Consider the following 14350-nt stretch of genomic DNA (forward strand, 5'->3'; position numbering starts at 1 on the left):
GGCCAGTTAATCCACTCCAGCTTTACGCCTGAGCAGCGGGTGTTGAAAGCCCTGAGGCCTCAGAATTTATCAACTGTTGCGAAACATAGTCTTAAGCCTGCGCAAAAGGCCAGCAATCAGGCAACTCCCGCCAAAAGCGCCTTGGCCGCCTCGCGCGCGGGATCGGTGACCACGTCGCCCGAGACCATCCGTGCGATTTCGTCGACGCGCTCTTGTTCGTCTAGTGGCACGACTGTTGAGAGGGTCACATCCCCTTCGACGCGCTTCTCGACACGCCAGTGATGCGCGCCAAGAGCGGCCACCTGCGGTGAGTGCGTGACCACGAGGATCTGCCCGCCCTTCGCCAAGGATGAAAGACGACGGCCTACAGCATCCGCAGTAGCGCCGCCCACGCCTCGGTCGATCTCGTCAAAGATCATGGTGATCTGACTGTCATCGCCACTGAGGCAGACTTTCAAAGCCAAGAGGAAGCGGCTGAGCTCACCACCTGATGCGATTTTCGCCAGGGGCCCTGAGGGCGCACCGGGGTTCGTGGCGACTTGGAAGGACACGGCGTCGATGCCCTCTGGGCCTGCCGTATCGGCCGAGATCTCTGTGGTGAAAACCGCGCGTTCCATTTTCAGCGGCGCAAGTTCTTTCATGACCGCAGCGTCCAGAGACTTCGCGGCCGTTTTGCGAGCCGCACTGAGTTTTTCTGCTGCTTTATCAAAGGCATCGCGCGCGGCCTTCGCCGCTGCTTCCAATGCTGCGATATTGCCTTCGCCTGCGTCCAGCGCCTCCATCTTGGAGCGCATATCGTTGGCAAATGCGCCCAGCTCGTCAGCGGTTACGCCATGTTTGCGCGCCAAGGCGCGGATCGCGAAAAGACGCTCTTCGATCTGTTCGAGTTCATGCGGGTCAAAGCTCAATTGATCCAGACAGCGCTCAACCCCATTGACCGCCTCGCCGAGCTCTCCCATGGCCCGCGCAAGCGCTGCCAAAGGTTCCTCCAAGGGCTCGCCCACCTCAGCCACAGCGCCCTCGAGCCAACGGCTGGCGTCACCCATCGCCCCTTCTGCCCCGTCAGAGCCAAGCGCATGAAACGCCTTGGTCACGTCTTCGCGCACGCGCTCCGCGGCTTGCATCAGACGACGACGCGCGTCTAGGTCGGCGTCTTCGCCGGGTTGAGGATCCAGTTGATCCAGCTCTGTGACCGCATGGCGAAGGAACTCTTCCTCGGACTTCATCTCGGCCAGCGCAGACTGAGCTTGCAGCAAAGATTTCTGAGCCTTTTGAGCAGCTTGCCACTTGGCGCGCACGTCGGCTTTCAGATCACCAACATCGGCGAATTGATCCAGCAAAGCGCGGTGGCCCTTTGGGTCCAACAAACCGCGATCGTCGTGCTGACCATGCAGTTCCACCAGATGATCCGAGAGCTGGCGCAGCACTTCGCCAGAACAGCGCCGGTCATTGACCCACGCCGTCTTGCGTCCGTCTTGCGTATTCACCCGGCGCAACAACAATGTGTCACCACCCGGCAGCCCAGCCTCTTCAAGGATCGCATGAGCGGGATGGGCGTCAGGCAGATCGAATTCCGCGACAACCTCGCCACGCTCGGCCCCTGCCCGTACCAATTCCGCGCGACCGCGCCAGCCCAGCACAAAGCCCAAGGAATCCAACAGGATCGACTTGCCCGCGCCGGTTTCACCGGTCAGCACATTCAACCCGGGTTGAAGATCCAACTCCAACCGGTCGATGATCAACATGTCCCGAATTTCCAGCGCCCGAAGCATCAGCCCACCCGAATTACGTTCCGGCGCCGGTTACAGCCACTTGCCCTTGACCGTCTGACGATAAATGCTCGCCAGCCAACCGTTGCCCCGTGCTTTGGGTTCCAGCCCCTGGCCCGTCAACAGTCGATAGCTGTCTTCATACCATTCAGTCGAGCGGAAGTTATGCCCCAGAATGGCACCCGCGGTCTGTGCTTCGTCGGTCAGACCAAGCGAGAGATAAGCTTCAACCAGTCGATGCAGCGCCTCTGGCGTGTGAGTCGTGGTTTCAAAGTCCTCAACCACAACGCGGAACCGGTTGATCGAGGCCGCATAATTGTCGCGCTTGAGGTAATAGCGCCCGATTTCCATCTCTTTGGCCGCGAGGTGGTCAAAGGCCAACTCGAACTTCAGCACAGAAGACCGCGCATATTCGCTGTCCGGATAGGTTTCGATCACAGCACGCAGGGCTTGCAACGCTTGGAACGTGAGGCCCTGGTCGCGGCCAACTTCGTCGATCTGATCGTAATAGCTGAGCGCCAAGAGGTACTGCGCATAGGCCGCATCGTCATCCACTGGGTAAAAATCGATGAACCGCTGCGCAGCGCTGCGGCTGTTTTCGTAATCTTTATCAAGGTGATAGGCATAGGCCTGCATGATCAAGGCGCGTTTGGCGTAGTCGGAATATGGATAAAGCCTTTCCACTTCCGAGAAATAGAACGCCGCATCATCCGGCGCGCGGTTTTCGATTTCATATTCGCCGCGCTCATAGATCTGGCGGGCGGTGAAATTCTCAAGCTCTGGATCCGGGGCAAAGAGGCCTGCACCTCGGTCACCACAGGCCGACAGCAAAAGTGTCGAGGCCAAAAGAACTGATCCCAGTTTGCGTGACATAGAGACTGCCATTCTGTTTACCTTTTTGAGCATCGCTTAAGACATAATGCGTCCCAAGCGTTTAGCATAGAATGTAGCGAGGAAAAAAGACTTTGGCGACGGGGCATTTGCCCTTGCCACATCAAAGTCACGCGACCGCCGGTACCTCTGACAGTCGTACGCCCATGCCCGGCAGTTTTGCGCAGGTGTTTTCAGAGCATTCCACAAAGCTATAGGCCATAGGATCCGCGAACAGCTTGCGCAGCAAGGCGTTGGTCAGTGCGTGCCCGGCACGGTGGCCTTTATAGGCCCCAAGGATCGGCGCGCCCGCTGTATAAAGGTCGCCCAAAGCATCCAGCATCTTGTGGCGCACAGGCTCATTGTCGCGACGCAGGCTGCCGGCTTCGATCTTGGACCCGTCAAAAACAATCGCATTTTCACCCGGAACACCGCCAAGGGCCAAACCGTTGGATTGCATCGCAATCACGTCAGAGCGGCGACAGAAGGTGCGGCTGTCGCACAGCTCGCGCACAAAGGTGCCGTTCGCCATATTCAGCGTATGTTGCTGAACGCCGATGGCCGCGTCTTCAAAATCGATGTGGAAGTCGATTTCCAGATTGTCCGCTGGGGTCAGTTCCGCCCAAGCATCGCCCACGTCTACACGGATCGGCTTTTCAACCTTGATCGCGCGGATCGGAGAGGCCTGCTCTTGCAGGCCGCGGGACAGAATGGTTTTCACGAAGGGCGCGCTTGAGCCATCCATGATTGGAACTTCAGGCCCATCAATTTCGATCAGAGCATTATGCACGCCACAGCCTGCAAGGGCCGCCATGATATGCTCGATGGTCGAAACAGAAACGCCAGAAGAATTCTTGATTAGAGTGCAGAGAGGAGATTGTTCCACATTGTCCCAACGCGCCGCGATCATCGGATCCCCGTCCAGCACGTCAACGCGGCGGAACCAGATACCATAGTCGGCGGAGGCGGGTTCAATCACCATACGCACAGGCTTACCAGAATGTAGCCCGACCCCGGTGAAACGAATTGTAGAACGCAAAGTATTTTGCACAGGCAGTCCCCAGTTTTACGGCTCCCCAACCGTAGGGAAAGCTCTAAAGGGCGCGGGCCGGTGAAACAATTCAAAGATTGCGACGGGTCGAAACATGACATGCACAGATCGGCATATTTTCGCCAAAACATGCATAAGCATCTGATTTAAAACAAATAAAGCCGCCTAACAAGGCGGCCTTACTTTGTTACAAACTGTAATCTTTAGTTGGCTTGACGCCGCAGGAAGGCTGGGATTTCGATACGATCCTGCTCTTCTTCTTCCATTGGTGCCGGCTGCATTTGCGGCTCTTGGCGCGCGACCTGAGCACCTGCGTCCTTGGAATGACCTGTCATGCGACCGATCAAAGAGTTGATACCGAATTTACGCTCTTCTGGCTGAGGCGCTGGCTCAACTGCAACGATCTTTTCGCGTTCCTGTGGTGCGGACGGCACCTTGGAAACCGCGGTGCGCAGACGTGCGAGTGCCTCTGGAGACGGCGTGCCCGGTGCTGGTGCTTTTGGCGCGACAAAAGCCTCTGGCTCATCGTCCACATAGTCTGTTTGCGGCTGGAATTGCGCGACCTGCGGCTGATAGGCCGGAGGTGGCAGGTCATCTGTTGCCGCTGGGGTCTGCTCTTCGAACAGATCTTCCATCTGATCCTCAGAGGCCGCTTGTTCTGCATCAAACTCGCTGAACAGTGCAGGCTCTTCTGGTGCAGTTGCCGGCGCGGCAGCAACAGGTGCTGGCGCTGGCTCTGGTTCGGCTTGCTTCAGCGGCTCGGACAGTTTGCGGCGCGCCACTGGGGTGTCCATGATAACTTCGCTTGCATCGATGCCGGTCGCGACGACGGACACGCGCATGCCACCATCCAAGGACGTGTCCATGGTGGATCCAACGATGATATTTGCTTCTGGATCAACTTCTTCGCGGATGCGGTTGGCTGCTTCGTCCAGTTCAAACAGGGTAAGGTCTTCGCCGCCGGTGATGTTGATAAGCACACCACGCGCGCCACGCAGGCTGATTTCGTCCAAGAGTGGGTTGGCGATGGCTTTTTCCGCCGCCTGGATCGCACGATCCTCGCCGGTTGCTTCGCCGGTGCCCATCATGGCTTTGCCCATCTCGTCCATCACGGCACGAACGTCTGCAAAGTCGAGGTTGATAAGGCCCGGACGCACCATCAGGTCGGTCACGCCTTTGACGCCTTGGTAAAGAACATCATCGGCCATCGAGAAGGCTTCGGTGAAGGTGGTTTTCTCATTCGCCAGACGGAACAGGTTCTGGTTTGGAATGATGATAAGAGTGTCGACGACTTTCTGAAGCGCTTCAACGCCGGCTTCCGCCTGACGCATGCGCTTGGCGCCTTCGAATTGGAATGGCTTGGTGACGACCCCAACGGTCAAAACACCCAGCTCGCGGGCCGCTTGTGCGATGATTGGGGCCGCGCCGGTACCGGTGCCGCCGCCCATGCCTGCGGTGATGAAACACATATGAGAGCCAGCGAGGTGATCGACGATCTGTTCGATGCTCTCTTCTGCTGCGGCCGCACCCACGGTTGGGCGTGCCCCTGCGCCAAGGCCCTCGGTGGCTTTGACACCCAGTTGAACCCGCGCCTTGGCATCATTCTGTTGAAGCGCCTGTGCGTCTGTGTTCGCGACGACGAAATCGACACCCTCAAGCTCTTTGGCGATCATATTGTTGACCGCGTTGCCGCCTGCCCCGCCAACACCGAACACGGTGATACGTGGTTTGAGGTCTTCCTGCTCCTGGAAGGTCAGATTCAATGCCATCAGAATGTCCGCCTGTCTTGCCCCGAATTTACGGGTGTTTTTCATCTACTCTCTAATAGTCATAGCGTTCACAACGCGCTACGTCACGCCCAAAAGCGGTATCAGCCACAAAATATGGCCAAAATACGACTTAGACCCGCGTGATTTCGCCCAAAATGCAAAATACAGTGGGAATCTGAGGGTTAGGACACAAAAAGAGGGATTGGACGGCCCCTTAAGGGCAGTCGGCGTGTGGTGATTCACAGGTTTGGCGAAGCTGCTCTGCCTGCCAGTGGCACGTTTTGTGCCTTTGTAAGACTCACCTTAGCCGAATCTATCCTTGCTGTCGACGGTCAGTCCTTCTGATGGGGTAGACTATTCATGATGGGCCTACCAATTCGCTTTAAACCACCGCACGGCGCGGCGGAAACTTTTGACGCCGTGATGTTCAACCGGCAGGTCGAAATCCCAGCATTCATCTTGCGGGCGGGTCGCAAAGAGACACATACCAACCGAAGAGCTGAACCCCGGCCCTGTCGTGGCCTGTGGCAGGCCATGGACGCGGATCGGACGACCCAGACGCACTTGCTGCCCGAGGATACGGCTTGCGAGTCCATCAAGACCCGGCATCTGGCTCGCGCCGCCGGTCAGAACGATTTTCTGGCTTGGCAGATGCTCGAACCCGGCGGCATCGAGACGTTTGCGGGCTTCTTCGAGGATTTCTTCGACGCGAGGACGGATGATCCCAATAAGTTCCGCGCGGCTGACCTGACGGCGGTCATGTTCCCAATCGCCGGTCTCGCCATTGATCTCGATCATCTCGCGATCATCCATGCCGGTGGCCTGAACGCCGCCGTAGAAAGTTTTTATCCGTTCAGCCGTCGCGGCGGGCACCTGAAGGCCCATCGAGATATCGCTGGTCACGTGATCCCCGCCCATACGCACCGCATCGGCATAAATCATGTGTTTCTTCATAAAGATCGAAATGCTGGTTGAACCGCCGCCAAGGTCGATACAGGCCGCGCCCAGTTCTTGCTCGTCTTCAACGAGAGCCGCGAGCCCCGACACATAGGCCGAATTCGCGATGCCCGCGAGCTCCAGATCGCAGCGCTTTACACAATGGGCAAGGTTCGCGACGACCGAAGCGTCCACAGTCAGCATATGCATATCACAGCTGAGGTTCTGCCCCACCTGGCCGCGTGGATCGCCAAGACCACTGCGGTGATCCAGCGCAAAGTTCACCGGATGGGCATGCAGAACCTCGCGCCCTGCCCCGATGTCGGGAGTTTCGCACCTAGAGAGCACGTGGGCGACGTCATGTTCAGTAACTTCCTGCGCCATCACCTCGACGCGGCCATCCAGACCGTAAGAGCGAGGAGACGCGCCCGAGAAACAGGCAATCACATGATCAACGCGGATCTGCGCCATCTTTTGGGCCGCTTGCACCGCCGTCCGGATCGCGCGTTCCGTTTCCTGCATCGCCGAGATCTCGCCAAAGCGTACGCCACGCGACCGTGTCGACGCGGCTCCGATCACCCTAAACCCGCTTTGCCCCGCCAAAGGTCCGATACCATCCATGTCTCCGACTTGGTCCACGCCATCAAAGCGCAGAACCAAACAGGCGATTTTCGAAGACCCAACGTCCAAAATCGCAACAACACCACGTTGCATCGCGGCTTTTCGCATGGCGCGCATCGCGCGTTGTGATTGATAGAGGTCGCCCATTATTCTTTTACCCCCAAGCTCGTTTTGCGCACATCCCACCAGTTCTCGACAGAATTCTCCGCAACCCTCAACGTCGGCCTATTGCCGATCCGCAGATCGACCACCGACACGTCTCTTTCTAATAAGTCCTGCACCTGCGCCATCGCTACGATGCGCTCCAGCGCGCCGACCGCTCCGTTTTCAGGCAGCATGATGCGTTGATCTCGATCCAGCACGATGTCCCAGCGCCGATTTCCGACCCAAGCCAAGCCGCGCACCCGATCGCCCAAAGGCGCTGCAACTTTCAGCAATTGCAGTGCTTCTTTAGCATGCACATCAGCCCCAACGCCCGCCATCAACGGCAGATCGCCATGCGCCAGACGCCCTTTTGCAGCCGAAACCACAAACCCTTCGGCATCCACCAGCTGCAGGCCATCCTGCGTGCGCCACAAGAGGACCGGCGTCCGTTCTTCAATCGCGATCTGCAGCACATTGCCATCGATCTTGATCTGAGCCGACTTGACCGGAGACAGCCCCAAAAGTGTCTCACGCATCGCGGCCACATCGATATCAAAGCTGCTGATGGGAAAATCTGTATGCAGAACTTCTCGAATGTCGCCAGCCAGGATCGGGCCCGCCCCATCGATGGTCATCGCGCCAACCATGAACTCGGGCCGCTCCACAAAACTGGTGCGCAGATCTTGCAGCATTAGGAAGAAGTTATCCGAGCGCTCTTGATCCGCGAAATAGGCATTGACTGCCAAGACGGCGAATACAAAAGGCGCAACAACGCGCAGAGCAAAGCGAAACAGCGGCGTGAGCATCATCCGTTCATAGCGATACCAGAAACGAGACGGCGCGGGATCCGACTTGGCCGCGCGCGGCTGTGGTTTAGGAGCCGGACGATAATAGCTGGGACGCGTCGCAGTTATCTGTTGCATGATGCATCCTCCACCAACCACTTACACAACTCTGGAAACGAAATACCGACGGCCTGCGCCTGCTCTGGGCTGAGGCTTGTTGGGGTCATGCCGGGCTGAGTGTTGGTTTCAAGCAGAATGAGCCCTGCGAGGCCTTTGCTTTCATCCCAGCGGAAATCGGTACGGGAAATGCCACGACAGCCCAGAACCTGATGGGCTTTCAGAGACATCTCCATACAGGCGTCAAAAATTTCGGAGGGCACATTGGCGGGCACCTCGTGACGAGAGCCCCCTTCCGCATATTTCGCGTGATAGTCATACCAACTGTCGGTGATAATATCCGTGACCGTCAAAGCGCGGTCCCCCATGACAGTACAGGTCAACTCGCGGCCATCCACATAGTCCTCGACCATCAGCTCATCCGGCATATCCGGCGCAAGCGTGGGAGGGCCATTGGCGGCCTCTTGAACAATATAGACACCAACAGAGGAGCCCTCATTATAAGGCTTCACCACATAGGGCGGCTCCATCACATGGTGGGATTCAATCTCGTCACGCTGCGCCAAGAGGCTTGCGGCCACAGGAAGTCCAGCAGCGCGATAGGCCTCTTTGGACTTTTCCTTGTCCATGGCAACGGCGGAACTCATGACACCGGAATGGGTATAGGGGATCTGCATCCATTCCAGCAGACCCTGCACACAGCCATCCTCGCCCCAGCGACCATGCAGGGCGTTAAAGACAACATCCGGCTTTATTCTCATCAAGTCCTGAGCCAAGTCGCGGTCGGCTACGACCTCGACAACCTCAAAACCTGCTTCCCTCAACGCAGCGGCACATTCTTTACCCGTCGACAGAGACACCTCGCGTTCGGCCGAGGGGCCACCCATCACTACCGCTACCTTTTGGGGTGTTCTGCTCGAACTACCCACGTTAACAGCCTCAATTTTCCGAGCCTTTTTCGGCCCTTGTTTATTGCCCTTTTTAAGGCGATCTCCGCCGACTCTTAGGGTCTCATGTACGCGCCAGCCCGGTTCTCCGGCACCGACTGATATTTCATGTCCAGATCTTATGCCCGGATCATTGATTGCAAATCAGTCATACTCGCCAATTCGCTTAATTTCCCATTGTAGCTCTATTCCGCTGTTTTCGAAAACCTTTTTTCGCACCTCTTCGCCAAGATTTTCGAGATCAGCCGCCGTGGCGTCGCCGGTATTGATCATAAAATTGCTGTGTTTCTGGCTCATTTGCGCGCCGCCCACCCTGGCCCCACGCATGCCCGCGTCATCAATCACCTTCCACGCCTTTAGGTCGTGTACGTCATCTGCGCGCCCTGTGCTGGAAAAACCGGCTGGATTGCGGAACGTACTGCCTGCGCTGCGGTCTTTGGTCGGCTGCGTGGCGTCGCGTTTTTCCAGTTGCGACTGCATGCGAGCGCTCAGCTCCTCAGGGTCGCCGCTGGGGGCCTTAAACGTGGCTTCCACAAGAACCCAGCCTTCTGGCAAATCCGATTGGCGGTATTGAAAGTTCAAGTCATCGGCGGTGAGCGTCACCAGTTCTCCGCCCCGGGTCACAGCTTTGGCCGAGACAAAAACATCAGCAATATAAGAGCCATAGCAGCCGGCGTTCATGCAAACCGCACCACCGATAGCGCCCGGAATGGTGCGCAGGAAGGTCAGATCCACGCCCTGCTCTGCTGTTTTACGCGCCACATGCGCATCAAGCGCCGCGACGCCTGCGGTCACGCGATTGCCCTCGACCTCTATCTGGTTAAACCCGCGCCCCATGCGGATGACGACGGCCCGAAGCCCACCGTCGCGAATGATCAGATTGCTGCCCACGCCCATTGGGAAAACCGCAACCTCTGGGTCCAGATCACGCAGAAAATCCTGCAAATCCGATACATCCTGAGGTTGAAAAAGATAATCCGCTGGCCCACCGACCCGAAGCCACGTCAGATCCGCCAAAAGGCGGTTTTCTGTGATTTTTCCACGAACGCTTGGCAAGCCGCTCATCGCTCTGACCCCCTCGGTTTGATCCGCTCTATTCGCCAATTCACCGCATAGCCGAGCAAGGCCCCAAGGCCAAGACCGACGAGCGGAGGTAAACAGGCGGTTAACCAGAACAGGAAAAGACGGAAGCTGTCCCAGCCCTCAAGCAGTTCGGCCCAGATGAAAACACCGATATTCAGACCGCCCAGAAGGGTTGAGAGCAACAGGATGACCCGCCAGGAATCCCGCTGTGTCAGAACGAAACCCGTGATCCCCAAAAGGATCATCAAAGTGCCTCCGATCAGCAGCAGAATTTCAGCTGGCACCATGCCCGACAACCCTCTTTACCCAGCGGCCCAAATAGATCACCGGCCAGCGCATGATCCACATGCCGGCCAGCAGGAAAACACAAGCCAAAAGGATGCCATGCTGCAGGAAAATGCCAATCAAAATCGGCACGGCAATGGCGATCATGACATAGGCAAAGCGCCAGTGTTTATCCCGACTGGGAAACATGGCGCGCATGTTGACCACGACCATCCAGATAAGGGCTGCGATGACGCTGAGGCTCATGTTAGTCTGCCAATCGTTTCGGAAGCGCATTGGCCCAGGCGCTGATCGTACCAGCGCCAAGACACACGACCATATCGCCCGGTTGTGCCTGTTCTTTCACGAGGCGCACCAGATCATCCTCGCTGACGATCGCACGGGCGTGGCGGTGGCCATGGGCGATCAAGCCGTCGACCAGATCATCGCGGGTTGCGCCTTCGATCAGATCTTCGCCCGCGGCAAAGACTTCGGCGATGGCGACCACATCGGCCTCGTTAAAACAGGTGCAGAAATCCTCAAACAGGCTGTGCAGACGCGTGTAGCGGTGCGGCTGATGCACCGCGATCACGCGGCCTTCGCTGGCCTGACGCGCGGCTTTCAGCACGGCAGCGATTTCCACGGGATGGTGACCATAGTCGTCGATGATCGTGATGCCATCAACCTCACCCACTTTGGTAAAACGACGGTTTACCCCACCGAATTTCGCAAGAGCCTCACGGATCTCATCGAGCTTCATACCCAGATGACGCGCCACAGCAACGGCACTTAAGGCATTGGAAACATTGTGATCTCCGGGCATTGGCAGAGTGCAGCCCTCGATGACAAGCCCTTCGTTTTGCAGGTGAATGTCGAAATGCGCGACGCCTGCCTTATAGGTCGGCTTGGTGGCCCGCACATCCGCTTGCGAATTGAACCCATAGGTCACAACGCGCCGGTCGGTGATCTTCCCAACCAACGCCTGAACTTCGTTATGATCGGTGCAACAGACCGCAAGACCATAGAAGGGGATGTTGGACACAAACTCATTGAAGCCTGCACGCAGCGTGTCGAAATCGCCCCAATGCTCCATATGCTCGGGGTCAATATTGGTGACAATCGCAATGGTCGCTGGGAGGCGGTTGAACGTGCCGTCAGACTCATCGGCCTCAACCACCATCCATTCGCCATCGCCAACCCGCGCATTGGAGCCATAGGCGTGGATGATCCCGCCATTGATCACCGTCGGGTCGAATTTGCCATGATCCAGAAGTGCCGCGACCATTGTGGTCGTCGTGGTTTTCCCATGCGTCCCTGCGACCGCGATATTGGACTTCAGCCGCATCAATTCGGCCAGCATTTCCGCGCGGCGCACCACTGGCAAGCCCTGCCGACGAGCTTCATCCAGCTCTGCATTCCCGGGTTTGATCGCAGAGGAAATCACAACAACTTCAGCGGCCTCAAGGTTCTCGGCCTTTTGCCCAATAAAGATCGTCGCGCCCATCTCGGCCAGCCGCTGGGTGATCTTGCTGTCCTTGAGGTCAGAGCCCTGCACTACATAGCCATGGTTCAACAGCACCTCGGCAATGCCCGACATGCCAATGCCGCCAATGCCGACAAAATGGATCGGGCCAACGTCTCCGGGGAGTTTGGTTGCTGCATTCATATCAAACGTCCTCTTGGGCCAGGTCCCGGACCATCGCGACCAGATTGGCCGTCGCGTCCGGCATGCCCATCGCAAGCGCCCCCGCACTCATTTCAACAGCCGCATCCGCGTCGCTTAGGATCGCGGCGATCTGGGCCGTCAGGGTTTCTACATTAAACGCGGTCTCTGGGATCACAACCGCCCCATCCGCTTCCTCAAGCCCGCGCGCATTGGCGCTTTGATGATCGCCCGTCGCAATCGCCAGAGGGATCAGAATCGACGGCCGACCGATGACGGAGATATCAGCGACGGAAGAGGCCCCTGCCCGCGAAATCACCAGTTGCGCTTCACTCATCCGCTCTGGGATATCAGTGAAGAATTCCTGCACGTCGGCCGTGATGCCCTGCTCGGCATAGAAGGCGGCAACATTCGCATGGTCCTCGCCGCGCGCCTGATGGCTGACACGCAGGTGGGATTTGATCTCGTCCGGCAGCATCGCAATCGCAGGCGGCACGACCTCGGATAGTATGCGCGCGCCCTGGCTGCCACCAATGACGAGGATCGACATCGGGTAGTCTCCGGGTGGGATATAGCCCGCGCCCGCGCGGTCCAGAACAGTTTGGCGCACAGGGTTGCCGGTGTGAATGCCGGTAATCCCCTCGGGCAAAATCGTCGGCCATGTTCCACATGCAATCATGTTGACGCGTTTCGCAAAAGCCTTGTTCACACGCCCCAAAACACCGTTTTGCTCATGGATCATCCGAGGCAGCTTCAACAAAACTGCAGCGCCCATGGCTGGAATGGTCGGATAGCCTCCAAAGCCCACAACCACGTCAGGCCGATCACGACGCAGCTTGACCACCGCACTCAGTACACCGCCCAAAATCCGAAATGGCGCGGCAAGCTTGGCCACAACCCCGCCCCGCGCAAAAGTGGCGGAAGAGACCTGTTCGATCTCCACGGCTTCGGGAAAGGCTCCGGTATAGCGCGCGCCACGGGCATCTGTGGACAGCTTCACGCGCCATCCCTGCGCCAACATCGCTTCGGCTAAAGCTTGCGCCGGAAACATATGGCCCCCGGTGCCTCCTGCTGCCATCAGGAGCAGCGGTTGTTTTGTCATCTAATGTGGCCTCGAAGTATATCGCCAAATTCACCCTGAGCCCGGCTCCGGGTCAGCGCCAGCAACATACCGACTGCGATGCCACCTGCAATAAGAGAAGAGCCGCCATAGCTGACAAACGGCAAAGTCATGCCTTTGGCGGGCAACAATCTGACGGCGACCCCCAGATTGATCATTGCCTGGATACCAAACAGAGAGACCAAGCCGGTACCCGCAAGGCGGATAAACGGATCACGTTCCCGCATCAGACGCAGCAAAGAGCGCGCCACGATGGTGGCGTAAAGCGCGATGATACAAAGGACCAGCACGAGGCCATATTCCTCGGCGGCCACCGCAATGATGAAATCCGTATGCGCATCGGGCAGAGACCATTTCACCTGCCCCTCGCCCACGCCGACGCCGAAAAATCCACCCTCGCGGATCGCGTTCGTGGCATACCCCAGCTGCGTGGTCGGATCGACATCTGCGGTCAGAAACCCATCAATCCGGCGCGCGAAGTGCTCGGATGCGTTATAAGCGATAAAACCGCCAATACAGACAAAGCCCGCCATAGCGACCAGCAGGGTCATCGGGGCTCCGGCGACGAAGTACATGACGCCCCAACCGAACAAAATCAGACAGGCCTGCCCAAAGTCGGGTTGCATCACCAGCGCGCCCACAATGATCAGCGTCAAAAAAATCGACCAGCTTTTGCCCGGAGGTCCGTTGATCTCTTGGCTCGCGGCAAAGAGCCAGGCCATGACGACTACATAGACAGGTTTCAGAAACTCAGAGGGTTGCAGCGCCGCAAAGCCCAGCGAATACCAGCGCACTGCGCCTTTGCCGTAGTCAGTCCCAAAGACCGGCAACAACAACAGCGCCACAAAGGCCATGAGGAAGCCCAATACGGCCAATCGCCGGATCTCGCGCGGAGATAGCATCGAGACGATAACCATCGTGACCATCGCCCCACCTACGAAAATGCCTTGGCGCAAGACGTAGTGGAAATATGGAAAGCCGTTTTTCTCAGCCAAAGGCGGGCTTGCGGCCAACCCCAATAGCATGCCGATCCCCATCAACCCCAAGACACAAGTCAGGGTGATTTTATCAACTGTCCGCCACCATTTCGGAAGAATCGGCTCCACGTCCCGAACTGGGACTCCGCCGTAGACCATTTCTGTCATCAAAGACCTGCCGATTTGCCTGTTTGCGCCCGGTTCTCCGGATCTGAGGTGAAGTTTACCACGAGT

13 protein-coding genes are annotated in these 14350 nt (G+C 57.7%); all 13 read right to left on the reverse strand.

Features of this window, described 5'->3' with window-relative positions:
* Nucleotides 1-116: 116 nt before the first annotated feature.
* Complete coding sequence (gene recN / locus HZ995_RS15800) at nucleotides 117-1772, reverse strand: DNA repair protein RecN (RefSeq protein WP_209356608.1); 1656 nt, start codon at nucleotides 1770-1772, stop codon at nucleotides 117-119.
* Between the two features lie 30 nt (nucleotides 1773-1802).
* The gene (locus HZ995_RS15805) at nucleotides 1803-2642 is read right to left on the reverse strand and encodes an outer membrane protein assembly factor BamD (protein WP_432417980.1); all 840 of its coding nucleotides are present in this window, start codon (nucleotides 2640-2642) and stop codon (nucleotides 1803-1805) included.
* Nucleotides 2643-2769: 127 nt separating this feature from the next.
* A complete protein-coding gene (lpxC, locus tag HZ995_RS15810; protein WP_209356610.1) occupies nucleotides 2770-3690 on the reverse strand; it encodes a UDP-3-O-acyl-N-acetylglucosamine deacetylase in 921 nt (306 codons plus the stop codon).
* Nucleotides 3691-3893: 203 nt separating this feature from the next.
* The gene (gene ftsZ / locus HZ995_RS15815) at nucleotides 3894-5459 is read right to left on the reverse strand and encodes a cell division protein FtsZ (protein ID WP_209356611.1); all 1566 of its coding nucleotides are present in this window, start codon (nucleotides 5457-5459) and stop codon (nucleotides 3894-3896) included.
* Between the two features lie 369 nt (nucleotides 5460-5828).
* Nucleotides 5829-7163 carry a cell division protein FtsA gene (gene ftsA / locus HZ995_RS15820; protein WP_209356612.1) on the reverse strand — a complete coding sequence of 445 codons (1335 nt, stop codon included), beginning with the start codon at nucleotides 7161-7163 and terminating at the stop codon, nucleotides 5829-5831.
* Nucleotides 7163-8083 (reverse strand): cell division protein FtsQ/DivIB, encoded by a 921-nt coding sequence (locus tag HZ995_RS15825; protein ID WP_209356613.1) that lies wholly within the window; start codon nucleotides 8081-8083, stop codon nucleotides 7163-7165. The genes ftsA and HZ995_RS15825 overlap by 1 nt, the downstream gene beginning before the upstream one ends.
* Complete coding sequence (locus HZ995_RS15830; protein WP_245168690.1) at nucleotides 8071-8949, reverse strand: D-alanine--D-alanine ligase; 879 nt, start codon at nucleotides 8947-8949, stop codon at nucleotides 8071-8073. The genes HZ995_RS15825 and HZ995_RS15830 overlap by 13 nt, the downstream gene beginning before the upstream one ends.
* Nucleotides 8950-9153: 204 nt before the next feature.
* A complete protein-coding gene (gene murB / locus HZ995_RS15835; RefSeq protein WP_209356615.1) occupies nucleotides 9154-10074 on the reverse strand; it encodes a UDP-N-acetylmuramate dehydrogenase in 921 nt (306 codons plus the stop codon).
* Nucleotides 10071-10379 (reverse strand): hypothetical protein, encoded by a 309-nt coding sequence (locus HZ995_RS15840; RefSeq protein ID WP_209356616.1) that lies wholly within the window; start codon nucleotides 10377-10379, stop codon nucleotides 10071-10073. The genes murB and HZ995_RS15840 overlap by 4 nt, the downstream gene beginning before the upstream one ends.
* Complete coding sequence (locus tag HZ995_RS15845; protein ID WP_209356617.1) at nucleotides 10366-10623, reverse strand: DUF2484 family protein; 258 nt, start codon at nucleotides 10621-10623, stop codon at nucleotides 10366-10368. The genes HZ995_RS15840 and HZ995_RS15845 overlap by 14 nt, the downstream gene beginning before the upstream one ends.
* A 1-nt stretch (nucleotide 10624) precedes the next feature.
* Entirely contained in the window at nucleotides 10625-12022 is a 1398-nt protein-coding gene (gene murC / locus HZ995_RS15850; RefSeq protein WP_209356618.1) for a UDP-N-acetylmuramate--L-alanine ligase, read from the reverse strand.
* Between the two features lies 1 nt (nucleotide 12023).
* Nucleotides 12024-13121, reverse strand: coding sequence for a UDP-N-acetylglucosamine--N-acetylmuramyl-(pentapeptide) pyrophosphoryl-undecaprenol N-acetylglucosamine transferase (locus tag HZ995_RS15855; protein WP_209356619.1), 1098 nt, complete (start codon nucleotides 13119-13121; stop codon nucleotides 12024-12026).
* Nucleotides 13118-14284 (reverse strand): peptidoglycan glycosyltransferase FtsW, encoded by a 1167-nt coding sequence (locus HZ995_RS15860; RefSeq protein ID WP_209356620.1) that lies wholly within the window; start codon nucleotides 14282-14284, stop codon nucleotides 13118-13120. Before HZ995_RS15860 ends, HZ995_RS15855 begins: the two co-directional genes overlap by 4 nt.
* Nucleotides 14285-14350 lie beyond the last annotated feature (66 nt).

The sequence above is a fragment of the Cognatishimia activa genome, assembly GCF_017798205.1.
Classification (GTDB): domain Bacteria; phylum Pseudomonadota; class Alphaproteobacteria; order Rhodobacterales; family Rhodobacteraceae; genus Cognatishimia; species Cognatishimia activa_A.

Coding starts and splice junctions, on each gene's coding strand:
- HZ995_RS15825 (WP_209356613.1), bottom strand. CDS start 8,083: ATGCAACAGATAACTGCGACGCGTCCCAGCTATTATCGTCCGGCTCCT.
- HZ995_RS15860 (WP_209356620.1), bottom strand. CDS start 14,284: ATGACAGAAATGGTCTACGGCGGAGTCCCAGTTCGGGACGTGGAGCCG.
- recN (WP_209356608.1), bottom strand. CDS start 1,772: ATGCTTCGGGCGCTGGAAATTCGGGACATGTTGATCATCGACCGGTTG.
- murC (WP_209356618.1), bottom strand. CDS start 12,022: ATGAATGCAGCAACCAAACTCCCCGGAGACGTTGGCCCGATCCATTTT.
- ftsA (WP_209356612.1), bottom strand. CDS start 7,163: ATGGGCGACCTCTATCAATCACAACGCGCGATGCGCGCCATGCGAAAA.
- HZ995_RS15805 (WP_432417980.1), bottom strand. CDS start 2,642: ATGTCACGCAAACTGGGATCAGTTCTTTTGGCCTCGACACTTTTGCTG.
- murB (WP_209356615.1), bottom strand. CDS start 10,074: ATGAGCGGCTTGCCAAGCGTTCGTGGAAAAATCACAGAAAACCGCCTT.
- HZ995_RS15845 (WP_209356617.1), bottom strand. CDS start 10,623: ATGAGCCTCAGCGTCATCGCAGCCCTTATCTGGATGGTCGTGGTCAAC.
- HZ995_RS15840 (WP_209356616.1), bottom strand. CDS start 10,379: ATGGTGCCAGCTGAAATTCTGCTGCTGATCGGAGGCACTTTGATGATC.
- ftsZ (WP_209356611.1), bottom strand. CDS start 5,459: ATGGCATTGAATCTGACCTTCCAGGAGCAGGAAGACCTCAAACCACGT.
- HZ995_RS15855 (WP_209356619.1), bottom strand. CDS start 13,121: ATGACAAAACAACCGCTGCTCCTGATGGCAGCAGGAGGCACCGGGGGC.
- HZ995_RS15830 (WP_245168690.1), bottom strand. CDS start 8,949: ATGGGTGGCCCCTCGGCCGAACGCGAGGTGTCTCTGTCGACGGGTAAA.